Annotated in this window: 31 protein-coding genes and 1 pseudogene; 15 read left to right on the forward strand and 17 right to left on the reverse strand. The window is 52.1% G+C overall.

Going from position 1 to position 26,713, the window contains the following annotated elements:
* Window positions 1–53 precede the first annotated feature (53 nt).
* A complete protein-coding gene (locus B0E42_RS12770; protein WP_253278555.1) occupies window positions 54–1,208 on the reverse strand; it encodes an alpha/beta hydrolase in 1,155 nt (384 codons plus the stop codon).
* Between the two features lie 284 nt (window positions 1,209–1,492).
* Here B0E42_RS12770 and B0E42_RS12775 point away from each other — a divergent pair, with 284 nt between their 5' ends.
* The 3 genes from B0E42_RS12775 to B0E42_RS12785 are packed head-to-tail and all read left to right on the forward strand — an operon-like array spanning window position 1,493 to window position 3,138.
* Window positions 1,493–2,347 carry an AraC family transcriptional regulator gene (locus B0E42_RS12775; RefSeq protein ID WP_053180643.1) on the forward strand — a complete coding sequence of 285 codons (855 nt, stop codon included), beginning with the start codon at window positions 1,493–1,495 and terminating at the stop codon, window positions 2,345–2,347.
* 32 nt (window positions 2,348–2,379) lie between these two features.
* Complete coding sequence (locus B0E42_RS12780) at window positions 2,380–2,595, forward strand: DUF6434 domain-containing protein (protein ID WP_018610875.1); 216 nt, start codon at window positions 2,380–2,382, stop codon at window positions 2,593–2,595.
* 21 nt (window positions 2,596–2,616) lie between these two features.
* Entirely contained in the window at window positions 2,617–3,138 is a 522-nt protein-coding gene (locus B0E42_RS12785; protein ID WP_077506529.1) for a GNAT family N-acetyltransferase, read from the forward strand.
* 438 nt (window positions 3,139–3,576) lie between these two features.
* Here B0E42_RS12785 and B0E42_RS12795 read toward each other — a convergent pair whose 3' ends face one another.
* From B0E42_RS12795 to B0E42_RS12810, 4 genes are all read right to left on the reverse strand, one after another.
* Window positions 3,577–4,080: an AAA family ATPase gene (locus B0E42_RS12795; protein WP_077506530.1), complete on the reverse strand. Its 504-nt coding sequence runs from the start codon at window positions 4,078–4,080 to the stop codon at window positions 3,577–3,579.
* A 300-nt stretch (window positions 4,081–4,380) separates the two neighbouring features.
* Window positions 4,381–4,581: a hypothetical protein gene (locus B0E42_RS31470; RefSeq protein ID WP_013693816.1), complete on the reverse strand. Its 201-nt coding sequence runs from the start codon at window positions 4,579–4,581 to the stop codon at window positions 4,381–4,383.
* Window positions 4,538–5,152, reverse strand: coding sequence for a hypothetical protein (locus tag B0E42_RS12805; protein ID WP_172681163.1), 615 nt, complete (start codon window positions 5,150–5,152; stop codon window positions 4,538–4,540). Before B0E42_RS12805 ends, B0E42_RS31470 begins: the two co-directional genes overlap by 44 nt.
* Window positions 5,153–5,255: 103 nt before the next feature.
* Complete coding sequence (locus tag B0E42_RS12810) at window positions 5,256–5,825, reverse strand: TetR/AcrR family transcriptional regulator (protein WP_053180645.1); 570 nt, start codon at window positions 5,823–5,825, stop codon at window positions 5,256–5,258.
* Between the two features lie 126 nt (window positions 5,826–5,951).
* Between B0E42_RS12810 and B0E42_RS12815 the strand changes: the two genes are divergently transcribed.
* The 4 genes from B0E42_RS12815 to B0E42_RS12830 are packed head-to-tail and all read left to right on the forward strand — an operon-like array spanning window position 5,952 to window position 7,706.
* Window positions 5,952–6,596 carry a DJ-1/PfpI family protein gene (locus tag B0E42_RS12815; protein WP_053180727.1) on the forward strand — a complete coding sequence of 215 codons (645 nt, stop codon included), beginning with the start codon at window positions 5,952–5,954 and terminating at the stop codon, window positions 6,594–6,596.
* Window positions 6,597–6,619: 23 nt separating this feature from the next.
* Window positions 6,620–7,144, forward strand: coding sequence for a DUF2867 domain-containing protein (locus B0E42_RS12820; protein ID WP_053189437.1), 525 nt, complete (start codon window positions 6,620–6,622; stop codon window positions 7,142–7,144).
* A 20-nt stretch (window positions 7,145–7,164) separates the two neighbouring features.
* Window positions 7,165–7,395, forward strand: coding sequence for a type II toxin-antitoxin system RelE/ParE family toxin (locus B0E42_RS12825; RefSeq protein WP_074849795.1), 231 nt, complete (start codon window positions 7,165–7,167; stop codon window positions 7,393–7,395).
* Window positions 7,396–7,397: 2 nt separating this feature from the next.
* Window positions 7,398–7,706 carry an addiction module antidote protein gene (locus B0E42_RS12830; RefSeq protein WP_053180647.1) on the forward strand — a complete coding sequence of 103 codons (309 nt, stop codon included), beginning with the start codon at window positions 7,398–7,400 and terminating at the stop codon, window positions 7,704–7,706.
* A gap of 140 nt (window positions 7,707–7,846) precedes the next feature.
* On the opposite strand, the gene B0E42_RS12835 is transcribed toward B0E42_RS12830, so the two are convergent.
* Window positions 7,847–8,119, reverse strand: coding sequence for a hypothetical protein (locus B0E42_RS12835; RefSeq protein WP_018610855.1), 273 nt, complete (start codon window positions 8,117–8,119; stop codon window positions 7,847–7,849).
* A 390-nt stretch (window positions 8,120–8,509) separates the two neighbouring features.
* Here B0E42_RS12835 and B0E42_RS12840 point away from each other — a divergent pair, with 390 nt between their 5' ends.
* The 3 genes from B0E42_RS12840 (at window position 8,510) to B0E42_RS12850 (ending at window position 10,235) form a co-directional block, all read left to right on the forward strand.
* Complete coding sequence (locus tag B0E42_RS12840) at window positions 8,510–8,797, forward strand: type II toxin-antitoxin system Phd/YefM family antitoxin (RefSeq protein WP_024619455.1); 288 nt, start codon at window positions 8,510–8,512, stop codon at window positions 8,795–8,797.
* A complete protein-coding gene (locus B0E42_RS12845; RefSeq protein ID WP_077506531.1) occupies window positions 8,787–9,074 on the forward strand; it encodes a type II toxin-antitoxin system RelE/ParE family toxin in 288 nt (95 codons plus the stop codon). The genes B0E42_RS12840 and B0E42_RS12845 overlap by 11 nt, the downstream gene beginning before the upstream one ends.
* Window positions 9,075–9,347: 273 nt before the next feature.
* Window positions 9,348–10,235, forward strand: coding sequence for a hypothetical protein (locus B0E42_RS12850; RefSeq protein ID WP_024619453.1), 888 nt, complete (start codon window positions 9,348–9,350; stop codon window positions 10,233–10,235).
* Window positions 10,236–10,433: 198 nt separating this feature from the next.
* Here B0E42_RS12850 and B0E42_RS12855 read toward each other — a convergent pair whose 3' ends face one another.
* Entirely contained in the window at window positions 10,434–11,003 is a 570-nt protein-coding gene (locus tag B0E42_RS12855; RefSeq protein ID WP_077506532.1) for an SEC-C metal-binding domain-containing protein, read from the reverse strand.
* A 124-nt stretch (window positions 11,004–11,127) separates the two neighbouring features.
* The gene (locus B0E42_RS12860) at window positions 11,128–11,355 is read right to left on the reverse strand and encodes a hypothetical protein (RefSeq protein ID WP_077506533.1); all 228 of its coding nucleotides are present in this window, start codon (window positions 11,353–11,355) and stop codon (window positions 11,128–11,130) included.
* 81 nt (window positions 11,356–11,436) lie between these two features.
* On the opposite strand from B0E42_RS12860, the gene B0E42_RS12865 reads away from it, so the two are divergent.
* Window positions 11,437–11,775, forward strand: coding sequence for a hypothetical protein (locus B0E42_RS12865; protein ID WP_256578294.1), 339 nt, complete (start codon window positions 11,437–11,439; stop codon window positions 11,773–11,775).
* A gap of 1,355 nt (window positions 11,776–13,130) precedes the next feature.
* Here B0E42_RS12865 and B0E42_RS12875 read toward each other — a convergent pair.
* From B0E42_RS12875 to B0E42_RS12885, 3 genes and pseudogenes are all read right to left on the reverse strand, one after another.
* A complete protein-coding gene (locus B0E42_RS12875; protein WP_077506535.1) occupies window positions 13,131–13,490 on the reverse strand; it encodes an SMI1/KNR4 family protein in 360 nt (119 codons plus the stop codon).
* A 134-nt stretch (window positions 13,491–13,624) separates the two neighbouring features.
* Window positions 13,625–13,981, reverse strand: a complete 357-nt coding sequence (locus tag B0E42_RS12880; protein ID WP_077506536.1) for an NIPSNAP family protein — start codon at window positions 13,979–13,981, stop codon at window positions 13,625–13,627.
* Window positions 13,982–14,054: 73 nt separating this feature from the next.
* A pseudogene (locus tag B0E42_RS12885) lies at window positions 14,055–14,261 on the reverse strand (transposase domain-containing protein); the annotation flags it as partial.
* A 44-nt stretch (window positions 14,262–14,305) separates the two neighbouring features.
* Between B0E42_RS12885 and B0E42_RS30155 the strand changes: the two are divergent.
* Window positions 14,306–14,548, forward strand: coding sequence for a hypothetical protein (locus B0E42_RS30155; RefSeq protein ID WP_139353146.1), 243 nt, complete (start codon window positions 14,306–14,308; stop codon window positions 14,546–14,548).
* Between the two features lie 434 nt (window positions 14,549–14,982).
* Here B0E42_RS30155 and B0E42_RS12895 read toward each other — a convergent pair whose 3' ends face one another.
* The gene (locus tag B0E42_RS12895; RefSeq protein ID WP_018610843.1) at window positions 14,983–16,233 is read right to left on the reverse strand and encodes an MFS transporter; all 1,251 of its coding nucleotides are present in this window, start codon (window positions 16,231–16,233) and stop codon (window positions 14,983–14,985) included.
* The gene (locus tag B0E42_RS12900; protein ID WP_077506538.1) at window positions 16,230–17,516 is read right to left on the reverse strand and encodes a 3-keto-5-aminohexanoate cleavage protein; all 1,287 of its coding nucleotides are present in this window, start codon (window positions 17,514–17,516) and stop codon (window positions 16,230–16,232) included. Before B0E42_RS12900 ends, B0E42_RS12895 begins: the two co-directional genes overlap by 4 nt.
* Before the next feature lie 239 nt (window positions 17,517–17,755).
* Between B0E42_RS12900 and B0E42_RS12905 the strand changes: the two genes are divergently transcribed.
* Complete coding sequence (locus tag B0E42_RS12905; RefSeq protein WP_256578295.1) at window positions 17,756–18,730, forward strand: LysR family transcriptional regulator; 975 nt, start codon at window positions 17,756–17,758, stop codon at window positions 18,728–18,730.
* Window positions 18,731–19,245: 515 nt separating this feature from the next.
* A complete protein-coding gene (locus B0E42_RS12910; RefSeq protein WP_077506644.1) occupies window positions 19,246–20,115 on the forward strand; it encodes a GyrI-like domain-containing protein in 870 nt (289 codons plus the stop codon).
* Between the two features lie 101 nt (window positions 20,116–20,216).
* Here the strand turns inward: B0E42_RS12910 and B0E42_RS12915 are convergent, their stop codons facing one another.
* The 3 genes from B0E42_RS12915 to B0E42_RS12925 form a co-directional block, all read right to left on the reverse strand.
* Window positions 20,217–20,861, reverse strand: a complete 645-nt coding sequence (locus tag B0E42_RS12915) for a hypothetical protein (RefSeq protein ID WP_053189513.1) — start codon at window positions 20,859–20,861, stop codon at window positions 20,217–20,219.
* A gap of 294 nt (window positions 20,862–21,155) precedes the next feature.
* Complete coding sequence (locus B0E42_RS12920; RefSeq protein ID WP_077506540.1) at window positions 21,156–21,668, reverse strand: lysis system i-spanin subunit Rz; 513 nt, start codon at window positions 21,666–21,668, stop codon at window positions 21,156–21,158.
* Window positions 21,665–22,090 carry a cell wall hydrolase gene (locus B0E42_RS12925; protein ID WP_077506541.1) on the reverse strand — a complete coding sequence of 142 codons (426 nt, stop codon included), beginning with the start codon at window positions 22,088–22,090 and terminating at the stop codon, window positions 21,665–21,667. Before B0E42_RS12925 ends, B0E42_RS12920 begins: the two co-directional genes overlap by 4 nt.
* Window positions 22,091–22,275: 185 nt before the next feature.
* Between B0E42_RS12925 and B0E42_RS12930 the strand changes: the two genes are divergently transcribed.
* Window positions 22,276–23,988, forward strand: coding sequence for a D-glucuronyl C5-epimerase family protein (locus tag B0E42_RS12930; protein ID WP_077506542.1), 1,713 nt, complete (start codon window positions 22,276–22,278; stop codon window positions 23,986–23,988).
* Between the two features lie 244 nt (window positions 23,989–24,232).
* Here B0E42_RS12930 and B0E42_RS12940 read toward each other — a convergent pair whose 3' ends face one another.
* Window positions 24,233–26,650, reverse strand: a complete 2,418-nt coding sequence (locus B0E42_RS12940; protein ID WP_077506544.1) for a hypothetical protein — start codon at window positions 26,648–26,650, stop codon at window positions 24,233–24,235.
* Window positions 26,651–26,713: the final 63 nt, after the last annotated feature.

A 26,713-nucleotide genomic window follows, 5' to 3' on the forward strand; every position in this document is an offset into this window, starting at 1 on the left:
AGTGGTTTAGACTCTGCGAGTTTCTGCCCACGCTTCCCAGCCCCCCAAAACCACTACGGCTGTAGAAAAAAATACTTGTAAGGTGGCACAATGATAAAACCTTTTCTTTTGTCAGCTCTCAAATTACTTCCGATCATATCGTGCATATCCACTAGCACACGCGCCGAACTACCATAGTTTGAATGCCCAAGAAGAACATCAACACCTCCCGCACGAGTTATATCAACAGAGTCAATTCCGGGAAAGAAAAATCCTTCAGGGCCACTAAAGCCAAGCATTCCTCGATCAGCAAGATAGGTGCTAGAGGAAGCTTTGAGCGCCTTATCCTCCGACGACATATAGATTGTCGCACGGCCAAACTTACTAAACGCGGCCTTATATTTTAGAATAAACGTCTCCCTGGGAAAGTCAGGTGCAGCCAGTATGATATTACCCAGTTTCTTATCAAACAGTTTTGGATGAGTAGAATAGAGTCTAGCCAGTGCAGGAATGACTACTTTTGACCCCATGCTATGAGCCAGGACATGAACTCTCTTTCCCTGCGTAGAGGCCACCAGCTTTAACATGAATTTTTCGAAGTCATCAACGGAGTCCAACGCCCTACCAAAATCGCGATTGTACTTTAACGGATCCCCAATAGAAGGCCAGCTGAACACCACCGGTTGCAAATCAGGATTAATATCGTAAGAAACTTGAGCTGCACGCTTCACAGCGTCTTCAAATTTCACATTAAAGCCATGTACGAAAAGCAATACATCACCGCTTTTAAAACCTTTCGCTGGTTTGAACTGCTTAAAGAAGTCAGCCTCAGTCAACGTTAGCGAGCTGTCATTAAGCAAGGTGATAATTGGATCATCCTGCTCATCCACGAGCCCAAAGTCCATTAACATCTTAAATGCAGGGCTATGTGAGTCTTTAAAGCTTCCTAGATCCCGTTTAAAAGGAATCAGAACGGTCTCCTGACCATAAGACAGGGGGTCACCGGACACATTCAACTCAGGTAATAGACTGCCATCCGGCGCTTTTCTTCTATTTGTTGCATAGCTGACCTTCACTGGCGCAAAAACTTCAGTCCTGTATTCCGGCGTGGGATAAGGTAGCTGCTCAGAACTGTAAGTTGGAGCCGGATACGAAACTGAAGATGCACACCCGGCAAAAAACACGCTGAATGATAGAAGCCAGATACCACCCAACAAAGAAAACTTCATTATTTTTCCATCCTTTGATTTTATTTAACGCGAGCACCAAAACAGAAAGCAATCCACATTTTTTTCAGTAAAAAGACCGTCTACCTCAAACCTCACAAAACGAATGGCGTCAATTTGCCACTAGCCAAGAAATTTGGCGACTAATATTTTTCAAGACTTGGGTCACGGTGCGGATGGGGTAATCGGCGGTTTCAGAAAGGAGTCTAAAGCAGAAACCGCAAGAACGATCAAATCCTGTCCCCCTCCATTTGATAACGTTGCTTCAGCACTCATGGAGATTCGTCATGCTGAGTATCGAAAGGGCCCTGTGGTATATCGAGCTGGAGCTGGGATCCCAACTCGATCTGGGACGTGTCGCGCGCCATTGCAACATGTCTCCCTTTGCCTTGGCCCGTTTGTTTGCGCTGTCGACGGGCTGGTCGGTGATGCGTTACATCCGCGCACGGCGTTTGAGCCAAGCGGCATTGACCTTGCGTCGAGGTGCGCCGGATATCCTGCAAGTAGCGCTGGATGCTGGCTACGGCTCCCATGAAGCCTTTACACGCGCCTTCTGCGATCTGTTTGGGTTCACGCCGAAGCAGGTGCGTGGGCACGAGGATGAACATCTCTCGCTGGTGGAGCCTTTACGTATGAAAGAAAGGAAGCTCATAACACTCTCTGAACCTCGCTTTGAAACTAGAGCAGAGTTTGTCATCGCGGGCCTGGGGGATCGCTTTACCTTCGATAAGAACGAAGGCATCGTCGGTTTGTGGCAAGCGTTCTCCCCCTACCTGGGACAGGTACCCAATCAGGTCAACAACGGGAGCTATGGCCTGTGCTGTAATCCTGAACCGGATGGCAGTTTTGAGTACATCGCCGGCACCGAGGTGTCCTGCGTCGACGGTCTTGCTCCGGCTTTTCGGTATTTCAGGGTGCCGCAGCAAAACTATGCCGTGTTTCGACACCAAGGCCATATCTCGACGATCCATCAGACGTTCTTCACCATTTTCACTCACTGGTTGCCTGAATCCGAATACGAGCTTGCCGACGCGCCTGAGTTCGAAGAGTACAGTCCTGATTTCGAACCCTCCCGAGGGAAGGGTTACGTGGACGTGTGGATACCGCTTGCAAGACGCCAAGCCTCCCATGCCATGAATTGATAAATCAGACCACCCAGCATGGAGCCCGCCCCATGAGTTTTAATTGGCACAGTGAGCCGCTCACAAGAGATACGAGCGTTTGCAAGCATTACCGAAACACACAGAATGTCCGCAGATTCATGCTGGAGCACTGCGGCGCGAAGTTTAAATTTGACCGAGGCTTTATGGCCTGGATACGTGATGGCGTCCCTAAAACGCTCGGAGAAGTCGTCGATGAGTGGCTGCAGCGCAATCGCGATGGTCATTGAACAAATAATCTGGTGAGAAATGTGATTAATATTCGTGAAGCAACTACAGCCGACCTAGATGTCCTACGTGAAATCGGCTGTGAGACCTACCAAGAGCACTTTTCGGACATCTGGTCTCCCTCTGGCATGCAGGTCTTCCTTAATCAAGACTTTTCTCCTACCTCGCTCGGCAAATCACTCGAATCCCCCGCTTGCCATTTGTGGCTTATAGCCTCTGACGAAAGCGGTAGGGTCGTAGGCTTTTCCAAAGTTAACTGGTCAACGCCTGCGCCTTTAACTGGCGAATTGGGCGCGGAGCTTCAAAAAATCTACTTTCTTAAGTCCGAAGCAGGACGAGGATATGGGAAACAACTCCTGTACTTCATTTGCCGCCGAGCGATAGAGCGCGGAGAACGCTTGCTGTGGCTTGACGTACTCAAGACCAACTCAAATGCGCGGCGATTCTATGAAGGTTTCGGTTTCCAAGAAATCGGTGAAATCCCTTTCAAAACTGACCGGGTTGAAATTGGAATGGTAGTAATGGCATGCGAACTTTCCCGATAGGCATATTCGATGACCGCCCTGTCGGTTGGTTGTCATAACGACAACGCGGAAAAAGCCAGATGGCTTACCGGACACGTACGGTGATCCGGCCTTGAGCTCGCGATCCTCGACCGGCTGAGCACAAAGCTCAGCGGATCGTGCTGAAGGACGAATCGAAAAGCTGGGGACCCCGATTCTAGGCTCAGCTGTAATCGACCCGTCTCATAAACGTGATCTGCCTCCGTTTTTTTGAATCTGTGGCCGTCCCGAGCATAACCGCCCCCCGTGACGCCTTCAGCGCGGAAGAACAGAGGAAATCGCCCCGCCCTTTCCTTCCGCTTCCCCCGGCTGACAGCAATTCCAAAAATTCCGCCGCCTGCGCCCGCAGTCGTCTTCCAATCACATCCATGACATCACCACCATCGCGTAACGATGTCGTCAGCAATTTACAAAAATCAGTCAGCACACACCGTGTCGATTGATGATCATCGCGACCGCTTGCACCGGAGAGATCAGAGCTGTGTCTATGCAAAACGGAGCTTCATCCCACGGCTCATATTCGTGATCCAGTACCGACTGCCAGGTGGGTGGCGTCAGCCCGGGAATATCAACCATCCTTGTTTCGACCCGGCGCCGATGTTCATCTTTATCGGAGCAAATCACGTGGATGTTTGCCAATCGAATACCAGCCTGTGAGGCAATTTCGCTCCACGCGATTCGGCTTTCGAGAACGGGATTGACACAATCAACGATGACTGTGCGGCCCAAACGAAGATTACTCCGCGCAAGCTCATTGGCGACCATGTAACCACTGCGCCCTACGTCTCGCGCAAGAGCGCCCGAGTTTCGAATCGCCTGCTCAATCGTATCGATCCGCAGGTACACGGCGCCTGTTGTAGCGGCGAGATCATTGGCGATAGTCGTTTTTCCGGTGCCGGGAAGGCCGCTGAAGACGATGAGCATTCCATGTCCTTCGATGAGTGAGCTATCCAGTGTAGACAGCAGCCGGTTATGCGGTAGCGATTGCTCGATCTCACTCGCTCGCCGCGTCGACAGCTGGATCAACATTTCTTTAATGAAACCAGGGACAGACACGATATTAAAACTCGTACTGAACGCAATCTTTCACATCCCTTTCACAGCCGAGCGCCTATGGTCATCTCAGCTCCTAGTGAAACCCTTTTAGCCCGGCCTCCCCAGTCGGGCTTTTCTTTGCGCGCCAAAGGTTCGCCGACTCCGTTTTCCTCACTTTTCCTTCAAACCTCAATGAAGAACCCTGCGACTTTCCCCAATCCTGATCCTGTCGAGCGCCCTGTTTAAAGCATCCAAGGCGTCGAGCAGGGCTTTCGCCTCAGCTTCTCGACCGTCGCCCCAGAGGCGTTCAGCCATCTTGTTCAGTGCCTGGATAGAGCGCTCAATGTCAGCAGCGGTCGCTGCTTTGCTTTCCTGAAGTTTCTTTGGCATTGATTGCCGCTCTTTGCTGAGACTGGGGACAGATTATGATTTTGAACTCACTGGAGGACACAGGGACAGACGTCAATTTGAGCTCATGATCACTTTCCAACCCACTGCAACGCCACCCTAGTGAGGCTCGCTCCCTGCGGGCTCGGCTCGTGAGGAAGGCACGGAAACGGCGGAAAAGATTTAAATTGGACCAAGCCATATCCAAGCGTGCCTGCACCATCTCATTTTTCGCCTGGACGATCTGCCCTGCCAAACTTAGCGCCCTCTTTTTGAACTCCCTGTGAAGCGCCTGCTCCTCGGTCTCGTTTCCCAGTGGCTTAACCGTCATCTCGGAAAATGTGAAAAGAACTTTGTCGCTGAGCACATAAAACGTGCCGCGACTTTTTTGTATACCACCCTGAAAAATAAAATCGACCGAACTGAACGCATGTTCGTCCATGTTTATGTAATACAGCGGCTCACCCAGGAGGTTTCGAACTATTCCGTCCTGGTGAATCCGGCCCAAGGGCGCCCCATCGCTGCCCCGGCCTTTGAAGACCAAGTACCGGCCGTTCGTGTAGTTGTACGGCATTAACGGTCCTCATTCCGAATAGACATCGGAACACATGGTTTGGCCATTCGCGGCCCCCACCCATGACCCGTCCACAACGCTATCAGGTCAGGACTCCCCATGCTCATTTCTTCTCATGCCTAAGCCGCCAAGGTGGAAGCGCCCCTTCGAAAAGCGAAAAGGCTCGATGCACGAAACTGTTGAAGCGAGCGGCATCACGCCGCAGACCTGCCTGTTGGCCCCCAATCAGGCACAGGTGGGCCACCTGCCCCATCACTTCTGCTTCGCCTGGCCTATGGGCCAAGCGGCGGCACGTCCGTACCGCGAAGTCCAACCGTCGTGTGTCAACACGCTGCTGAAACTCGCCTACCAACGGATCGTGCAGCGACCAGGCTCGGATGGAAACTTCCCGCCCAGGTTGTTTCTCAGCGGCAATACTCAAGTAGCGTTTCAAGATTTCGCCCGCGCTACGACCCTGCGCCGCAAAAGCGAGCATGCGCTCCGTGTAGTCTTCTTCCCAAGCGGCCAACAAGGTGCGGACAAAATCTTCGCGATTGCGGAAATGGTGATAAAACGATCCGCGGGTCACATTCAATCGGCGCGATAGACTCTCGGCTGACACGCCAATATGCCCTGTCTGGTCGAGGGCCTCAAAACCAGCCGCGATCCAATGGTGACGCGTTAGTTTTTCCATCCGTTATTTCGCTCCCTATTTGGCGCCATACAGACTGTGTATGGCGCGCAACCGATCGATACGCTGCGAACACCAGCAAAGATGGCCGTTGCGTTTTGCACGCCAGCACTTTTCATGGAGCTCGCCTTGAAGAAAATCGTTCTGGTTGCTTTCGACCAATTCACCGATATCGACCTATTCCTGATGTGGGACATCTTAGGCCGCAACACGGAGGACTGGCACGTCCGAATATTGGGTTCCAGCCCTGTCGTACGATCGGCCCACGGCCTGCCTGTTTCGGTGCACGGTCCGCTTTCCGAGGCCAATAGTGCCGACGCGGTATTGTTCGTCAGTGGCAAGGAAGGAGTACCCGCTGCACTGGCCGCCCCGGATTTCCTGCCGTCGTTTGAACTTGACCCCAGACGCCAGCGAATCGGCTCCCTATGCGCCGGCGCTTTCATCCTTCAACGGCTTGGGCTGCTCCGCGGCCGAGCAACGACACACCCCGATGCACGATCGGGCTTGCAAGCGCTGGGACTTGAGCCCGTGGACCAGCCTCTCGTATGCCAGGGCAACGTTGCAACTGCTGGCGGATGCCTTTCGGCGCTCTATCTGGTGGGATGGTTGGTTGAATCCTGGTTCGATGCCGACAAGCGCCGTGCGACGTTGCTCCCTGTTCTGCCCGCCGGGCAACAAGCGTTCTATGATGTCTTGATCGGGCTCAGTATCCGACAAGGAGACATTGGCGCCGCCCAACAAGAAACGCGACATGGCAGGTCGTCTAATTGGTAGTTAGAACTCAGGAGAGATCCCCGATGCCCCGAGAATTTGAGCTTATTAAGTCCGTGCCGGTCCCCTCGAGGTCCGGCGTCACTCACCTCTACAAGTCGACGAACCTGGCGGACGCTTTTGCGATTCAGCTCCCTGCGGGCACATCCAGCGACCCAGACTTGCTTGCGCGATTCATCCTTTCCCACCAGCCATCCTGGATCGGATGGCTCATGAAAGTCCGAGACACTGTCGTTGCCTGTTTTGGTCTCAAGACAGCCAGACATCTGGCGACACTTGCTCATCGGATTCAAATCTTCAAGGTCTACAGCACGAACCAGACTGAAATCGTGTTGGGAGAGGACGACAAGCACCTCGACTTCCGGATATCGATCCTGTGTTCTGAAGAGGCAGAGCCAGAAGGCAGTCGCCAACTGGTTTTTTCAACCGTGGTCCAGTGCCACAACCGACTGGGCCGGACCTACATCTTCGTTATTGCCCCGTTTCATCGTTTGGTTGTTAAGGCGAGCCTGCGCCGTGCAGCGCGCATTGGTTGGCCTTTGGCTGCCTGAGCCGCGACGCCACAAAACCCGTGGCGAGGGAGCTTGCTCCCGCTGGGTGGCGAAGCCGCCCCAAAAAGGGCCTGGGTGATGTGAAACCTGTCGGTGATGGTATTTCAGAGTTGCGTGTGGATGTAGGCGCTGGGTACCGGGTCTATTTCACCCTGCGCGGTGGAGTGGTCATCGTGCTACTGGCTGGTGGTGACAAGTCTTCACAGAATGCTGATATCCGGCGAGCGAAGAAATTGGCAAAGGAGATTTGAACATGAGCCAACACCTGACAACATTTGACATGGCGGCACTGCTCGATAGCGACGAAGCCATCAGCGAATACCTTTCTCAAGTGCTGGCTGATGGTGATAGCGAGGAGTTTCTCCGGGCGATCGGCTATGTAGCCAAGGCCCGAGGCATGGCGCAGATCGCTAAGGACTCTGGCATGGGGCGAGAAAGCTTGTACAAGGCGTTCGCACCCGGATCAAAGCCGAGATTCGATACCGTACTCAAGGTTATTCATGCGCTAGGCATTGATCTTCATGCGCAGCCTGGGCATGCGGCTGATCATTCACCAGCCTGAGTGTGGGTTCCTTTCCACGGTCTTTGACTTGGCCTCTTCTTTACCCATGCCCTGCAGTCAATCGGGACACACATGCCCTACCCTCTTGAATTTTCTCCCAAGCTTTATGAAACGGGCGACTGATTAGTCGCCCGTTTTCATTATTCCGCCACCTGTGCCCGCAATCGTCGCCCGATCACATCCATGACATCACAGCCATCGCGTAACGATGTGGTCAGCAATTTACAAAAATCAGTCAGCACTACCGTGTCTGAGCTGATGTCCGAGCGAAACGCGATATTTTCCAAGACTTGGGTCACCGTGCGGATGCGGTAATCGGCGGTTTCGAACAGGACGTCTAGAGGGGCCTCAGTGTCGATGAGCAGGGTTGCGGGGATGCAGTCGATGCCGGTGATGGGCATGTATCGGGTCATGAGCAGTACCTTCATTCAATTGATTTAGGAGCAGGAGCTTCTGCGCTTCATTCAATCGAGTCGCCAAACCCGAATCGCCATCTGGACGACAGAGAGACAATAAGTTGCACATCCAGATGCGGCAATGCGCTGGTTTCCGAAGTTTGTGTAGGAATTTGCGTCAATGCCTCTCGCGGTGCTCGTTTGAGCCCTCATAAGCCACAGCGAAGGGACGTGGGGAAAGGAGACGGAAAATAGGGCAGTTTTTTTCCAAATCAGCCAAAAAGAGACTTTCAGCGCGGCGAAATAAATCTGTCCCCTTTTACCCCTTTGAACGAGGGATGGAACGTTGAACGCTTGCCTACACAGCAGCAAAAGACCAGAATAACGACCTAAATAGGAGTCTTATCTATGCAAAATATCCTGGCCGATGTGGCCGTTAGCGTATCCGAACTCAAGAAGAACCCCTCTGCCGTCCTGAGCGGCGCCAACGGCTTGCCCGTGGCCGTGCTGAATCACAACCGCGTTATGGGCTACATGGTCCCTGCAAACGTGTATGAGGCAATGGTTGAGCGCCTGGACGAACTGGAACTGGTTCACTTGGTCAAGGCACGGCTCGATGCCAGCGAAACACCTGTTCGAGTATCTCTCGACGATCTCATCGGTGAGGCCGAGGCAGATATCGCCAATGGCCGTTGAGTACGGAGTCGAGTGGGATCCGAAAGCGCTGAAGGAACTGCGGAAGCTAGACGGCACCATCCGCCTCCAGTTTTTGCGAAAGCTCCAAGAACGGCAGGCCGGGCCACGAGTGCCAGGAGATGCGCTTCACAGCATGAAGGACTGCTACAAAATCAAATTGCGCGGCGCCGGCTACCGACTCGTGTACCGCGTTGAGGATGGACGGATTGTCATCCTGGTGCTGGCCGTCGGCAAGCGGGAACGAAGCAGCGTCTACGATTCGGCCAAGAGCAGATAGGCAGATACAAGAAGCCCAGCGCAGGCCGGGCTATTCAGTGAGGCCGCGGAAAAGGGGACTGATTTATTTTCTAGCCGGCAGCTAGTTGATCCAAGCGAATCCATTCGTTGAAAGCTCGCAGCACAGCGAAGCAAAAAATAAATCTGCCCCCGTTTTCCCCGCCCTGAAAACAGGTGTTTATCCGGGTAGAAAGATTTATTTTGAGGGCTTGGCCACAGCCCCAATGAATCTCTTTGGTGGCTGAAATCCATCACACGATCCGGTATACGACCGATGACAATATTGCTTTCCTCGCTTCCTGACTCTGAAACTCGCTCCATCTGCAAGCAGAAGATCGAGTCGCTGGAACACTGGCTTCGGCGCCTGATTGATGACACGCTACGCCCCATCTATGGCGACTACTTTACCCATGAAGACACTGCCGGGAATCGGCTGATAAAGAGCGCACTCGCAAAGCAAGTCGCCGAGCGGCAGCAGCGTGAGCCGTCAAGGTATCCCCGAAAGATTGATGCCGTCCTTATCGACGACGCAATCGAAATCCTGTGCAAACCTGATCTCTACAAAAACCATTTTCGCGATCCGCTTCTACTAGCTTTCCCCGACGGTAGAGAAGAGGCAAAAACGTTTCTCAATAGAATACAGGCTCCCCGCAACAACCTTGCTCACGCGAACTCAATCAGCGCCCGAGCTGCTGAGCAAATAATCTGTTACAGCAATGACGTGATTGAATCACTCCGAGAGCACTACAAGAGTCTAAACATGCAACAAGAGTACGACGTACCGCTAATCCTCCGGATTACTGACTCCTTTGGCCAAACCTTTACCCGCGAACAGTTAAGACAAACGCATCAAGGAGGTATATCCCTATCGTATACAGGTACTGCAGACCACAACCTACGCCCTGGTGACATCTTAACCTTGGAAATAGAGGTGGATCCGGCTTACGAGCCGGGTAGCTATACTATTGCGTGGAGCTCGACAAAACCGCTGAACGGCGTCTTGGATAAGACTAAGCTAGTACTTACTATTTGCGAGCCCCACGTTGGTGAGTCATTTGACGTCCAATGCCGAATAAAGTCGAACCGAGGCTGGCACCGAATGAGGACCGGGGTAGACGATCTTTTAATCGCAAATTTCAAGGTACTTCCACCTATTAATTAAGAACAGTGTGGAGGCTAAGGACCGACTAAAAAGGAGACAGATTTATTTTTGAGCCGGCTGCCAGTTGATCCAAGCGAATCCATTCGATGGAAGCTCGCAGCGCAGCGAAGCAAAAAAATAAATCTGTCCCCTTTTTCGCCCTTTTCCGCTATAGCCCGCGAAAATGGAATTAAACTCCCGGGGCCACAATGAGGCGGGTCAGCCACCCAACGCCGCAATCCCAATACTCGTTGCAAGTTGAACCCACATAGCTGCGTTTACCCCCTGCTCTGTGCACCATTTTTTAATTCTGGACTTCTCCAAAACCTCTTTCGATCCAGCTTGTTTAACAGAGGCAATCGCCTCCTCGACCAACTCAGGTGGAGGAGCCAACTTCATATTGGATAATATCTCTACCAACTTTTGGGTATCTGGCGCTATATGAACAAACTCATCTATGTGAGCAACACTCTTATTAGCGAGATCAACTCCGACATCTGCAATGATAGTGGCCTTGCCAGCCGTAAAGCTGCTGTTGTCTGACTTTATTCCGGTAGACATTTTAGAAACCCCGTGACATTTTTTGTATTTTATCCCCGAACCGCAAGGGCAACGCTCATTGCGCTGTACCTTGCGCCCAAAGCCTTGGAACTTTTTTGGCTCGGCAGAATAGTCATCGAAATGGATTGCTCGCGAGTTCGTCAGTTCTACTGACGTGTCGAACTCACCATCAGAATGTCCTCTGATAGTTCCACCTTGACAATTTGAAAGCTTTAGCCAGACGGACATATTCACCTCAATTGCAAACTGCAAAGCCTTTAACCTTATAGTCCACCCACAGCCAAATTGCCATTACATCGCATCCAGTCACGAAGCATGACACGTCTAGGTTTTAGTCTTACATGCAGCGGCGTTATTCTTTCTCTATCGTGAAAAGTAGTTGTCCGTTTGAGCTGCGAGCGAAGCCGTCGTCGATAAAGCCAAGGTAAGCGCCTTTCATTGAATAAATCTCGTCGCCGTCTATCCGGTAAAGAAGGACGTTCTTATCGCTGCGGATGAATTCATCCTTGTCGATGCGCCCAACGGGTGAGCGGTCAGGGCCAAGCACGTTGTAACACCCCTTACTGTAATCGGTCGCCATCGCGAACTCCTTGATCCGGCCTCATGCCGGGCCATCAACCAATAGCCTACAAACTCGAATCACGCCAACCGGCAGGTGCCCATGAAACTCAATGAACACGTTGAGGCCCTGGTGGCCTCTGGCGCGCTTTTTGTCGCCAACCATTCAGACGGGAAGGACTCGCAGGCACAGCTGATACGAGTTCTGGAGCAGATCCCGGCGTCTCAAGTCGTCGTGGTGCACGCCTCCCTTGGCGCGATGGAGTTGGCTCGCGATCAAGCTGCGGCGGCAGGACTGTCATTCATCGTCGCCAAGGCGGCCAAGACCCTACTGGAGATGGTTGAGCGTCGCGTCGAGAACCGCCCCGATGTTCCTAGCTGGCCTTCCGCCTCCCACCGCCAGTGCACCAGCGACCTGAAGCGTGGGCCAATCCAGAAATGAAAAGCGGAAAAGGAAAAAGGGGACAGATTTATTTTCTAGCCGGTTGCCAGTTGATCCAAGCGAATCCATTCGGTGGGAGCTCTCAGCTCAGCGCAGCGAAGCAAAAAATAAATCTGTCCGTTTTTCGTCCGTTTCCACACTAATCCCTCAATTCGTCGTTGTCTTTGCCTGACTTATTTTCCTGACTGCGTTTTAAAAGGACCTCTTGCATTGCCAGCTGTGCATCAGGGTCCCCGCATTCAGCCATGCATTCAAGACAATCACCGCCACAATCTTGGAGTTCTGGCGCAGTATCGAGTGGTCGCTTGCAAATATTGCATATACGCATTTGGACCTCCTACCACATTGCTCAGACAACTCACTAGAGTGGCTGACAAATGCAAGCGCACGATTAAACACCACCTAACCGGCCCAAGGTAAACGCAACCCGACCACCGCTAGTCCCTTACCTCCTTCAACGAAGGGACCGACTAAAAAGGAGACAGATTTATTTTTGAGCCGGCTGCCAGTTGATCCAAGCGAATCCATTCGATGGAAGCTCGCAGCGCAGCAAAAAAATAAATCTCTCCCCTCTTTTCTCTTTAGCATCAACGCTGCCGCGAGTTCTAAAGATAATTATCTTCTGGTGCGATACTTCGTGTTTAGCACTTAAAAAGCTCATTGCACCGGCTACACCACCCTTCAGCTGCGCTCCGGTTCATTGGAAAACGGAGGGGAGGATGACTTGTATCGGCAACCGTCAAAACCAGTGAGAATCCTATGAATCTACGCCGAATCTCGTCGGCTGGAACGCTCATGCCCGCCCCATCGACTATTTGAAGAACCCCGCCCGACACCCTGCTGTCAATCCGTTGCCACTCACACTGCCAGCCTGTTACCCACGTGAAGTCTCGAATTTGATAGTCGCCGGTGGCGCTTTGGCATTGAGCGAATTTCTTGTTGGAGAGGTCAAAGGCAAGAAACATGGGGCTTGGATAGCCGAGCAACTGAGTATCGTCAAGGCTCAGGCCTTCTTTTAGGTTGATGGATGCTACAAGTGCTTTTGCTCGTCTCTTGCGCCGTATCAAGTGCCATATGGCGAGGCAAAAAATAGAAACAGAAGCCAGGAAGAGCTGACGTCCTTCGACTGTAAGCTTACCGGACGAAAACTCTATCATGCCCCACAAGAATCCTATCGTCGCAAGCCCCGATACCCAAGCGGCGGGGATCACTACTCTGTTAGCGAGGCTAGCTCCGAGCGTCCTCAAACAGCCTGTCATAACTGTATCCAATATCATTTATAGAAGAGCTCGTAGGTTATCACTCACAGAGCGTTAACTTATAGGACTTGGCCCATAATGCGCGTGAGGGTTCACTTAGTCGACCCATTTCAGAAACTCAGTAAAGTTGCTTGCCACGATTTCTATGCTTGCATCTGGATCCACGCCATCAAACGTAACTATCGGCCAGGGCTCCGACCCACGCAGATCGAAAGCGAACAATTGTTCTCCGCCATCGCTTCCAAAAACAAATAGACTAGGCGCGATTCTATCGAGAACAGCTATCTGCTCAGCGTCCGAGGCAGTGTCCGCCGAATCAAGGCAGAAATTGAAGGGAGGGGCCGAACACGGGCACTCTCCTCCATCGCTGAACGCTAATAGCTGGTAATAATCGGCAGGCAAGTGTCGAGGTGCCGCCATACGAAGAGCTTCGAGCGCTTCCGCAGAGGCTTCCATGTTACCGATCCACTCCGAGAGAATTTTCGTTAAAACGTCTCCTTGCTGCTGCCTGGACGTAACCGTCCGGCCAACACATCTTCCTGATCCCCATAGGCTACGGGGTCTGCCTTTGTCGATGTCAGCTACGCGGATCAAGCTTCGACTCTAGATAGATCTACGGAAGCTCTGATGGCATCAATTGCGTCTTGAGCGAGCGTCATAACTGTCGTTGTACTGATTTCAATCCGACTGATAATGTCTTCTCTCGGGCCTTGTTTCCAGGCAGCGCTTGCGTAAAAAGCATCTTGAGATACTTGGCGATGGCTCTCGCTTTCATAGGAACGAATCAGGTGATAGCTGTCACAATCATGTAATGAGTTGCCATAAGAAACGACATCTATGCCAGCTTCTAGGTGAAGCGGAACACTTACAGTCTGCATTATTTGATGAAAGCCCAATCCCGATCCTGGCTTTAAGGTGTACATCAAGATTTCAATAATTCGAGTCATTCCAAGTCTTCCATGTGGAGTTTCAACGTGAGTATCCGTACATCCCAGCTTACGTTATTCGGGGGGACTCCAGCTATGGCGGCGGTTGCGTAATCTCACTTGCTCGCTGCGTCGGCAGACACGTAAGGACGTCATTCAAATAAGCATACGGTTCATGCCCGTTGAGCCGCGCAGATTGGATTAAGTTCATGATCGCCGCGGCCCGTTGTCCGCTGCGTAGCGACCCAGCGAAGAGCCAGTTCTTGCGTTCAAGAGCCCACGGCCGGATCTGATTCTCTGCCCATTTATGGAAAAAAGGGGATTTATTTTCGAGCCGGCTGCCAGTTGATCCAAGCGAATCCATTCGATGGAAGTTCGCAGCACAGCGAAGCAAAAATAAATCCCCTTTTTCTTATGTTTCCAAACCAAATCCTGACGCTATGGGATGCGGATGAACAATATGACCGCCAAGGAGGAGAAAGCCGCGAAGTCTGGGGTCAGGTCGGCATCGAAACCAGCGCTTACATGGCAGCCATTCGCGCCATCAAGGGTCATGTCACAGTTGATGAGGACGCTTCAACTATCTGAGGTAGAGGAGCACTAATGATTAAGGAGGGGTCCAGGCTACGAATCCTATTCTCCATATGGTAGGCACCGCTCTCGGTGTAGCGTAAGAAACAGCGACCGCAAATAGAGCACTCAGAAATCTTGCATAGATTGTAGGGAAAGTAGAGCGGTGCAATCGGAGCATCCAACGACCAGTAATTAGTATCACTCGGATGATACTCGGTGAGCGTCATCACTTCCTCGACGTCATACATGAGCGTGCCAATATCGACTAACAGGGTCTCTGGCAGGGAAATCAGAGGACTTTCCCACCCTACCAGTATCTTTTTCGTGCAAACGCAGACATCACGAACGGAATGGGAGCGTTCTGCTAACGCATAAAGCTCTGAATGACTTAGATATTTGAGAGTATTCAAGGTCGACCCTTTCCTAGCAATGGTTCAAAAAGCCAACGGCTATTTATTACTCAGCGACGGTGATTTTGAGATACCCAGTGTGCTCCAGGCTGTGCAAACCAGCGCAGTTAGAGTCATGATTATCAACACGCTCCATCCTGGCAAATAACTATGAGACCAGTCCTTCAGGAAACCCAATGCGGGTGGCATTATGACAATCGCAACTTGATTAATTGCCATGGCTAAACCTAGTGCGAATCCAGTCTTATCCGGTGGCGCGGAATCAGCAACGTAGGCTACCCATGGACCATACCAGCCAAAACCGAAGAATCCGAGCCAGCCAACTAATATGCTCAACATCCAGAAAGAACGCAAAGGAGACCAAGCGAGAATGATTAAGCCGAAAATAACGGCGAGCATACAGATCAACACAGGGAAATACCGACCCGATTTACAGCGATCACTCCAAGCGGCCAAGATGATTCGCCCGGCTATGCCCGCTCCTTGGGCAATCAACAGTAATGTGGCAGCGGCAGTGATGCTCAAATCGAGCAGATCATAAAGATAAAGTGCTGTGAATATCAAAATCCCATACTGGACCGAAACCAGGCTAACACCCGAGAATATAATATTCTTCATCGCGGGGTCGCTGAGCATGGATAATCTTGAAGCCAAAACGGCTTTTAGTTGCTTTTTATCAGATTTCACCGGACGGGGCTTGTTAGGATTGGCAGAGCGATAAAAACTTAAAAAAGTTAGAGCCCCAAACAATGCGACAAGTCCGCCCGCTAAAAAGGAGTACTGCCACCCCCAACGGGTGGCAATGTAGGGGAGTATCGCCGCTGAGAGCGCACCTCCCAAAGGCAAGCCCGCCTGGCGGATACCCATTGCAAATCCTAACTGTTTTTTTGGAAACCAGCTAGAAACAGATTTGCTGCCGCCAGGTTGCGCAGTGCTGTAGCCAGCACCGACCACGATCAAAAACATAAGCAATGATAGGTAACTGTTAGCAAGCGTTGAAGCGCAAAGTGCGACTGCAACGATTAGCGTCCCCATACCAACAACTATGCGCTCTTCAAATCGATCTAGTAACTCGCCAGCAACTAGCAAGCCGAGGATAGGGACTAATTGGGCAGCTGAGACCAATAATCCTATTTGCATGGTGGACAGGTTCCAATCCTGTTGGATGAAAATAGCAATAGCACCGATACCTTGTACAAAGAAACAGGCGCTCGCTTGGGCCACCGTGGCGATTAAAAGAATAATCCAGCGATAATTGGATTCTTGGCGCAAACTGCTTACATCAGTCATTGAAAAGCTCCAGCACTTTCTGATATGCCAAGAGGTCTTTGACGTTGTGCGATGAGATGTTCATCCCTGACAATATCGAGCCCCATACGGTTAATGATAGCTTCTGGATTAAGCTCAGGCGCTACATTATTATAGCTAATTTCTTCAAGCACATACTCCATGAGTTGTCGGTTGTCACACATATGCACTTCTCCCCCCGCGCCCACACCGTAGGGTGTATCTTCCATGCCTACACGTAGAATATCTACGCCGCTTCCCGGCTGGCAGGCGTATGTAGCAAGTCTCCTTAAAGCACACATTTCTGTTCCTTTCCGTGGACCAACGTCCACCGCCTGGTAATGCAGATGTGCTTGCTGGGGAATAATCGCGGCACCGACAGTGATGGTTATCTTACGCTTCTTATAATCCGGATTGGAAATATCAGATTCCAAGCTCTTGGCCACGTTAATTATGTTGCAAAATTCGTCATATGATGACGGAAACGGAAGACGACTGGAGAACCCGAATAATAGGATGATATTTAGCTGGCCGGAGCTGCCCAGCTGCAAAGATGGATGCTCAACGGCGAACCGCGTCATGCCGTAGCTTCGAGCAAGTTGAACCCATTCTACCTCATGAAACAGCCCTAGTTGTCTGCGAGCTGAAATCGCACTCCTGTATACCTGGAACTGTATCGACGGTGAAGTACTACCATAGTCGGCGCCTTTACTCGTGGAATTTGTTTCCATGGTGGCCTGCGCAACACGTGCAGACGGCACGTATTTGTTTATGTCTTCGAGAAAAGCAGAGCTGTGCATATACTCAAAATCGAGTTTTTGCGTTTTCTTTTCCAACTCGCATATGATCTGTAGCTCTATCGCGGCTTGAATGGTGACAAAGTGAGCTCCGCCGAAATGTAAAGGTAAAGCGCATTGGCTAACCCGCTCCCATTCACCAAACGCCCTAATGTTTTCTTGAACCTCTTTACCGTTCCGACTAGCCCCGAAACTCAATAGAACGTCTTTGCAGGAGCGCTGTATATTTCGGCTCACCGCTTGGTAGATGTCATTGTCGGTTGTTTGTTCCTGCGTTATCGGGTTTCGCGCATGATAGTGATAGTAACGGCATCCGAGATCGTAAAGTTCGATTGCTTCTTTAACGATGGCGTCTTGGTCTCCCTTAATAGTCGCGCCTGTACAAATCGAATCGAGAAGCTTATCCCCAGTGAGATAATGGTTGCGGGGGGTAAATTTTGCACCCGTGGACGCGCACCCTAAGATAAGAGTGTTCTGTGGATTACTCATATTACTTCCCTGTCAAATGGTTAAATACCCTTTAATCGACTGTGCCGGTACGCTGACTAGTACCTTGTCAATATCGGTGTCGGCTGGGCTTTGACGTTTTATCAGTTTGCCAATTTCGCACGTTGCGGATTAAGCAAGTTTTTTTGACAAAACCTCATGTCATAGCGGTTTTTTTGACTTTCAGACCCTTGGTTGCGCATGTCATGATACGACCACCACAAAATTGCGAGATCAGCAAGATGACGGATTTTCGAACCTTAAAGGATTTTATCGTGCTGGCCCGCGTTCGAAGCTTTTCCCAAGCCTCGATACATTGCAATGTGACAACCTCTGGCTTGAGCCGTAGGATCACCGCTTTAGAGGAATGGTTAGGTGCTTCGTTGTTTGATCGTGCACGCCACCAGCTAGAGCTTACCGATGCGGGTGCCGAGTTCCATGTTGCTGCTGTCGAAATCGTAGAGCTGTTAGAAAAAACGAGAAACTCGGTTATCCGTACCCAAGAGAAATTCAGGCGGCAAATTTCTATTGTTGCGCCACATATCATGTCGAGAGCGTTTTTTCCGGCTTGGTTACCGCGGGCGAGTAAGCAATTAGAGGCAACTCGCTTCTCCATAGACTTCGCTAACCTTCCTGAATGCTTCAAGCATCTAACTAATCGCTCAGTGGATTTTGTTATCGCTTTTGAAGACAACCATAATGGCATTAATGAACATCTTAATAAAATATTTTCCCCAGGGGAACTTGAGTGTTTGAAAATTGGCCGCGAGTGGCTAGTTCCTGTGAGCGCACCTAATTTGCTGGGAGAACCTTTAAATAGCATTGGTTCACCTAGAGGTGAAATCTCGTACCTTCATTACCGCCAGGATTGTTCTTTAGGTTGGGCGCTTGAAAAATCTCTAAAGGTCAATCCAAGTTTGCCAGTACTTCGTAAAATTCATGATAGCTCTCTGGCCGACGGTCTTCGCTCTATGGCGATAGCTGGGTTAGGCGTTGCATGGCTTCCTTTGGAGATCGTTCGGAACGATCTGGAAAGGAAAGATTTGGTTCGTGCAGGCAACACAGAATTTGATATAGCCTTAGAAATTAATATTTATCGTCGTAAAGAAAAGCTAGGCGCGAATGCTGAGATTTTATGGGACAATCTTAGTAGCATGACAAATGATTCCAGATTGACCGTAGCCAGCCTCGATACCTCGTACACTTCACTAAGCTAGCTAATACGCCGTTTATCAGGACCAATCATCGCGCCATAAAAACGAAAAGCTAGTCTACAGTTCATTACCTGTGTCAGTACTAAGCTCACATTCGTAATGATTGTCCTTGGTGAAAGCTACCGTTCCTGAAGAGCCGTTTTGGGCCGATTCTGTTGAAAAAGTCGGCCATGGTTTGCGCAGCTGAAAAGTACGCGTCCGACATTGAAATCTCTACTTTCGGCTGAGGTGTCCAGAGGCAGATTTCACGGGTCGATGATCAGGCAGTTTTTGATGACCGACTTTTTCAACAGAATCGGCCTGAAGCTGCTCTTTGGTGACGTCAGCTGTCAGCCCATCAGGAGCCAGCGCCATCAGCGTTGCTAAAAACGATCTCGTAGGTGTCCCGTCCTGAATAAGGTTTACACCTCCTGATCTGTTTTCAGGAGGGCGTAATGGAATCAGCAAACGCGGCTAGGCGCGTTCACGTCGCTATAGTCGACTCTATTGCCGACCGTACTTCCAGGAGCCTTTTCCCAGTGTCTGACATGTCGACCAACTTCGCTTACACAAAACGCTTCAACGCCGTCCTCGCCTACATTGATGAGAATCTCGAAGGTGATCTGTCGGTGAATACGTTGAGCCATGTGGCGAACTTTTCGGCATTTCACTTCCATCGACAATTCACCGCGTTCGTAGGCGTGCCTGTTTCACGTTATGTGCAACTGATGCGATTACGACGCGCGGCGCATCGCCTAGCCGCCGTCGCTGATCACTCGGTACTGGAGGCCGCACTCGGTGCCGGCTTCGAAAGCCCGGAGGCATTTTGCAGGGCGTTCAGGCGGGCGTTCGGTATGACGCCGAGTGCGTTCAGGAAAGAGCCGAACTGGCAGGTCTGGAATGCGGTGTTCGCAATCCCTCATTTTTCCAGGACTATCATCATGCAAATACGAATCGTGCAATTCCCTGAAGTCAGGGTCGCTGCATTTGAACACTGCGGGCCCGCCGGGCTCGTCAATGAGAGCGTGCGAAAATTCATCGAGTGGCGTAAGCAGAGCGGACAGTCGCCGGTGGCGTCGAGTCGCAGCTTCGGCATTCCCTATGGCAACCCCGATACGACACCTGCGCAAGCATTCCGCTTCGCAATCTGCGGCGAGATTCACGAGGCCGTGGCGCCGAATGAGTTCGGCGTGCGCGAAATCGTCATTCCCGGCGGTCGCTGCGTCGTGGTACGACATGTGGGGTCACCGGATCACATCGGCGAAACGATCTATCCGATTTACCGCGATTGGCTTCCTGCCAGTGGAGAGGAACTTCGTGACCAGCCGCTGTTCTTCCATTACCTGAGCGTCTATCCCGAGACACCGCAGGATCACTGGCAAACTGATGTGTATGTTCCGCTGCAATAGCGGGGCAAGCAGTTTTCGATCCTGAACTGACGTCTGATGGAAATGGAAAAGGGGACGGATTTATTTTCTCGCAAAACCCGCTCGACGGCGGGCTGTGCTTATCAGTTTTTGCAGACCACCTGCGGAGCCGCAGCATGCGTCAGCTTTTGGGGAATCACAATCGAAGTGCCAGGCAAAGTGGTAAGTTCGAGAACCGCCAACATGCAAATTAGCGCTGGCTCGCCATCTTTGCTTGGTCTGCCATCCACCCCTACCACCGCTTCGTAGTCTTTCCCTGGTTCGAGCTTGTAAACGAGCGCCTGGCCACCACAGGTCCGGTAAGAGCTGCCGTTGCCCGCAATGGTCGCGCCCCGGGTTGCAATTTGGAATGGCAGATCCGCCCTGACGCGATACTCGGTTACGACCTCTTTGTAAGCCCCTTCCCCCATCCGAATTGCAGGGATGTACTGGATAAGGCTGGGCCAAACTCTTTTCGGTACGCCAACGCTCGCCGACTTCAGGGGATACTGCGGATAGTTGATGCTCGCCGTACCGTCCTGCCCGAAACGTCCGGCTTCAGCCATTTTATGCCGGGTAGCAGGAGCACAACTGCCGACGATGCTATCGCCATACACGTCAGCGTTCGTGATAACGCGAACACGCGCCATTCCCTCTGATTGAGCAGGCTCTTCGTATGGAACTGAAGGTATTCCAGAGCAACCAGCAAGTGCTAAAGCAAGAAAAGTTAGGGAAGTGACAACCCGCATGACCATGTCCTTATGTGTGCGCCAACAAAAAAGGGCCCACCTTTCGGTGAGCCCTTCTAGACCGCCCAGCAGAGCGGATTTTGTTTGGTAGGCGCGATTGGACTCGAACCAACGACCCCCACCATGTCAAGGTGACCGTGAATCGAGTGTAACACTATGAAAATTAAAGGAAAACACCTGCACGGCGCGTTAGAAAAAACAGCGTTACCATCCTATAAGAATCAATAACTTAGCGTTGTATATTCCTACAGTGGTACCTCCCTCCCCCGGCGTCCTGCCGACCGAACACAATCCCTATTTATTCAGCTCTCGCACATACGCCTGGCACGCCTGCAGCGCGATCAGCCCCCGGTCGCCGGCGTCGGTGATGGCGATAATTCTTTGAGCATGCGCTGGGTCAAGTTGGGCTCGACGAGCTCCATGAACCACGCCGACGGCGCCGGAGGCGGAAGGCACTGCGCAGCCACTGGCTGGATCCTCGGCAAGGAGGACTGACAGCCGCAAATCAGCAGTGGCAAGGCGATCGCGAAGGCGAGCCTGTTTTTCCTCTTCATTGGTCAGTACCTGATGGTGGGTTTGTTCGCTGGTGGCAAGGTTCTGCTCGAGCAACAGGCGTTTGCCCAGTTCCGTCTGGACCTGGGCGGCGGCGGCCCTGCTGATCTCGGCCAGATCCGACTGATGCAGGCCGGCCTGCTCCGCCAGCCGCTTCCCGTAGCGCCAGTCCTGGACCTTCCACGTCGCGCCCACGGCCAGAGCCAGCAGCGCCAGAACGCCAACAGCCCAGGCCTTCAGCCCCAGGGGACTCATGGCACATCCTTAAAGAAAACGTGATTGCCCAGGCGCAGGGTCTGGGTGGCATCCTTGGCCCAGGCCGGCGCCTTCGGCATGGTCGTGGCGTAGTAGTGGGTCGCGCCACGGGTGATGTCAGGCTCCTGGCCGGAGATCACAAGGTCGGCCGCCCGCTGCGCCTGGGCGAACTGCTTCGGCGGGATCGGCTTGGCACCGCTCAGGTACGGATAGTTCGGGTCGTTCTTGTTCCAGCAACTGAACTGGTACGGCTTCAGGCAGACGCCGGCATAGCCCTCGCCCCACCAGGACCGGGCCTTGCCGTCGTTCACGCGGTTGCGGATCACGCAGGCCACGGCCACCTGGCCGGCGAAACTCTCGCCACGGGCCTCTCCCCACAGCGTGCGCGCGAGGATGTCGCGGTCCTTTTCGGTTGGTGTCATGACTTTTCTCCAGGCGAAAAAAGCCCGCGTTCAGCGGGCGCTGTTTTTGGATGTGGATCTTTATGTTTCCAAACTTTTCGGCAGACGCACCTAGATAGCATCGCGCCACATCGCATGGTTGGCACCATGGGCGAGCATGGCTATCATGCCCACCTTTCTGCGTTCCATAAAACACGGATCGTAAAATGCACGCACTTAACGTCGGATATACAATACTGCACATGAAGAGCACGACATTAAAACTAGCAGCATCATTTTTATTTATTTTCCCAACTGCGTTAATTGACACAGCTTATGCGGAAAGTGCGCCGACATCAAAAACTGATATATGTCCGAGCGTAGGCGTAGCTCCACGAACCTTGCGCGCATCAGGTCAATACTACGCAACGCACGGGAAATTTTCTTTAAGGGAAGACGGAATAACACTTTTCGATTATGGAACGAACTACAACAACCTTGGAAAGTGGGCCAACCCTTACTTTAACTCAAACTTCGCCAACGCTCTTTATCGCGACTGGATGGATACAAAGTGCACTGATGAAAAATTAAAATCTCAATTTCTACGCGTTGCTGATTGGTATTTGGAGCAAGCGGAGACAAAGAACGGCATGGCTATATGGACCTACCCATTCCACAATCAATACTTTGATTTGGCGCCTGGGTGGATTTCTGGAATCGGCCAAGCTCGTATTGCGGGGATTCTCTACAGAGCGAACGCGGTTACTGGAGATCCAAAATATAAGACTGCTGCTGATGCAGCGATGGAGACATACCTTCACGACCTCAAGAGCGGAGGTGTCGTCACTTTTGACAATGGCGTTACGTGGGTCGAGGAAGCACCAGACCCAAATGGCCGCAGTTATAAAGTGCTAAATGGGCATATCACTGCGCTCATGGGCTTAGCGGACATTTACGACATCACTAAAGATCCTCGATGGAGCGAGCTGATCAAGAAAGGGGTCGCCGCAGTTAAACGCGACCTCCCAAAATTTGATGGAGGGTTTATTTCATATTACTCCGTAGACTGGCCCGCACCAACGAGACGAACAGCAGAGCGCGGCGGATACAACTCTTTGCATGTCAGCCAGCTTCTATGGATGTACCAATATTTCGGGGACTCGGATTTCCTGAAATGGGCCTCACATTTCCAGTCATACGAAATGAACTCGGACAAATATGAGGCTTCCTATTCTGTAAACAGCAAGACAAATGGCCCAGAGCGAGCGAAGGCGCTTCTATTCGGGGCATCATGGACAACTAACGAATTCCCAACGACTTTTACAATAACGCCTCAAAAGCCAACACGCTTTAAGGGTGTTGCTATTGACGCTCTAGATCTGGCAAGGCGCCCTATAGATTTTGACGTCAAGGCATACCGCCGAGGCAAAGTTGTCGCGCTCAAAGAAGTTAGAAATAACGACAAGCTCTGGCTTGATGCAAATTTTAAGTGGCCTGTCGAGGCTGACAAGCTGGAAGTAGAGTTTAAGAAAGGTGACAGAATAACGGCTATCACCTCCCTCATGGCGATCCGGAAAGACATTGAGTTGGCGCCAATAGCCGATGAGTGTAACCATCGCAGGGAGCCTGGCACGAACGAGATCATCTATGTGCTTAACAGTGCGATTGATGGCAATCCAGAGACAAAAATGGAAATACGTTGCGACGGTTGGGTGCTTATGCCTATGGAAAAGGGAAAGCCTTATATCCGCGCCACTGCAAACGGCGACAAAAGCGCAGAGTTCACAGTTCTTGAAAGCTGGGACATGAAGAAATGGAAGAAAGTAAAAACCATTCCAATTCAATCAGGCGAACGTGTGCGAGTTAATGCAAAGTACGCCATGATTGAATTTAAGCGTGTGGCGCACGAAATTCAGTCCATCACTACCTCGGCTAAGTAACCAGCACAGCCCACTGGAAGCAGTGGGCTGCCTGAAACTTAAGCTACTTCGAGAATGCCCAGCGGAGCCACGAAACATGGATAGCCACCATCTGGGTCCAGAGTGACCGAGATATGAGGTAGTCCGGTAAAGTCAGACTCGGCTTTCGCACACCCAAAGTCCTCCTCTACGCAGTCGTATACGAGTGAGCCCAGCTTTACGTCCGGGTTTATAACGCTGTCTTGAAGCATCTTATATTTCATAATTATCTCGCTGTGGAGGCGCGCCAGAACACACGGACAGTTCCAGCCGCACCAAAGTTACCCAAGCTGCCAGTTTTAACCGTAACCGTCACGCTGGAAACGGTTGGGGTGTTAGTGTTAGCGCTGACTGACGTTGACCCAAGCGAAGTGGTGTTAGCGCTGGCCGTCACATTCGGCGCATCTTTGAATATCCCGACGGGAAAATTCACTACAGCATTCGCTGAGGCCTGCGCGGTAGTAACAGAAATATCAACAAACCCACTGGCAAATACGCCGGTCAACTCGGATGCCGTGTGCACCTGGGCAGCCTCGCCAGGGGCTTCGAAGCCGGCCATACTGGTTCTGGCAAATGCCGTGCCGCCAGAGTGTGTTGCTCGGACAGACTCATAGCCTGCGGCGGCCTGCGCCACCTGCGCGCCATCCAATTTCACCCGTATGTTGGAAGCCACGGAGTTTCGCTGAATCAGCTTGAAGATCGACATCGCCGCAGGGGCGTAAACGACCATTCCTGAACAGTCAAATACACCGCCAACGGTGTCGGCTGCAGCGCTAGATGTGTTGTTCCCGCCAAGGTCGATAACCCCCCTGGACGCCGCCGCCGGGTCGGTATCGGAATAAACCCTAACCCCGGAGTAATCCCGGTCATAACCCGTCATTTCGGCATGATAAAATGCAATGCCGTCGTCGGCCGCAAACACATTGCCTTTCACCGTGATGTGGTTTCCACCACCATCAAAACCACCGTAGATATTACCCTTAAAAGTGAAGTATTCGGTATTGCCGTGCGTATCCACCGCGTGGGCAGATCCTTCGAAGGTAGTTGTGGCAGTGCCACTGCACTCTATCTCTCTGCATGGAACGCTACCGATGTCGCCGTAACCGCCAGTCGTAATGCCGTGGCGAGAGGCCGAGAAGTAGCCCTCCATTCGCATATGTTGGCAGTTGGAGAAGATCAGTCCGTAATCGTTGCCAGTGCCAGAAAGCAGCCCCTGTTCAGCCACCAGGCTATGCCCTTCGCCATTGAAGCATTTTTCCAGTTCGATGGCGGCTGACGACTGCTTGCTGTACCCCTTGAGCCCCGTGATATTGAAGTCGATCAGGCGTTGAGCCCGAACAGCCATTACCGATGCCAGGGCTTCAGGCGCAATGACCTTCAACGACCCATGCAGGGCGAAAGAACCGCCGTTCATTTTGTACAGATTCACAGCGGCAGCGGTATAGCCGGTGTAAAGCGGCTTGGTCAATCTCACCTGGGTGGGGCTGATAACTGCCGCAACTCGGCAAAACTCGCCCGCCCGGTAGTAACTGCGGAAGCTGCAAAAGCTGAAGTCTGTCGGGTTGTAGATGCTGAAGACGGAGCCGACCCCCAATCCATGCGGAGCGATGAACGTCAGAAAGATGGCGCCTTTCAGGTAGTTGATGCTCAGCGCGGGCATGGCCGAAAAACTTCCGCCGCCAAGACGCACCGCGCAGCTATTCGGGAAATTTCCCAGGGTAACCGCCGCGCTTGCGTCAAGGATGACGTCTCCAAAAGTGTGCAGTTGAGTACCAAACGGGAACGCGATTTCACTGGATACCGAGTAGGTTCCACCTTTGATCCCGAGCGATCCGCCGCTAGCCGCCCAAGCCTGCAGGCTGGCGAACTGTTCGGGGAATCTAAGATGCGATCCCCAAGCCTTTAGATTCGTACCGCCATCCATGCCGACCAGGCTTCCGTCGCCATTTATCAGATCCTGCCTCAGCACGGCATCGCCCATCGCCTCAAGCTTCGGCGCATCAGTCGCCCACGTCCCGGTCAAGGTAAGAGGAATATCAGACGCATTCATGACGCGGTAAAGCTCGCCATCGCGCTGCACTAGCTGGGTTTGTCGCTCAACAACAATGCCGGCTCCGTAGAGCAAATATATGGACTCAAAGCCGATCGAGTTCATGAAGTCGTTGAACTCAATCTCGCGGGCAGCTTGATCAGCGTCGAATATCTCCTGGAAGTCCTCGGCGGCATTCGCTGCTGCGGATTGAGCGGCAAGCGCGGACGCAGCAGATGCAGTAGCGCTCGCCTGCGCGGCTTCTGTCGCGTCTTCCACCGCCTGGGAGGACAGGGTGCGCTTCCCGGTGTCCACGGCCACTCCGCCGACTTTTTTCCACACAGCGTAGATTTCGTCATCCTCAGCGGAGGCGACCAGGAAAATCCCGCCCTCTACCGTTTCCGCAAGACCAGCCGCCACGGTTGGATAGATCGAAGAAGAGACGCTGGCCTTGTCCTCGATCTCCTTGATGATCAGCTTCAGATTTTTGATGTCGCCTGATTCGGTTGGAATTCCGCCCGCACCGATAGCGTCATTCGAGAACCGGCTGAGGATATTGCTACCCACCTCTGCTCGAACCGTAGCGATCTCAAGCCGCTGAGTCTGGTCAGTCATATCGTTTCCTTGGGGCGTGTTTAATGAGCGCGGCCGGATTCGGCCAACGAAAGTCGGGGTATT

The organism is Pseudomonas sp. A25(2017), assembly GCF_002001065.1.
Lineage (GTDB): Bacteria > Pseudomonadota > Gammaproteobacteria > Pseudomonadales > Pseudomonadaceae > Aquipseudomonas > Aquipseudomonas kilonensis.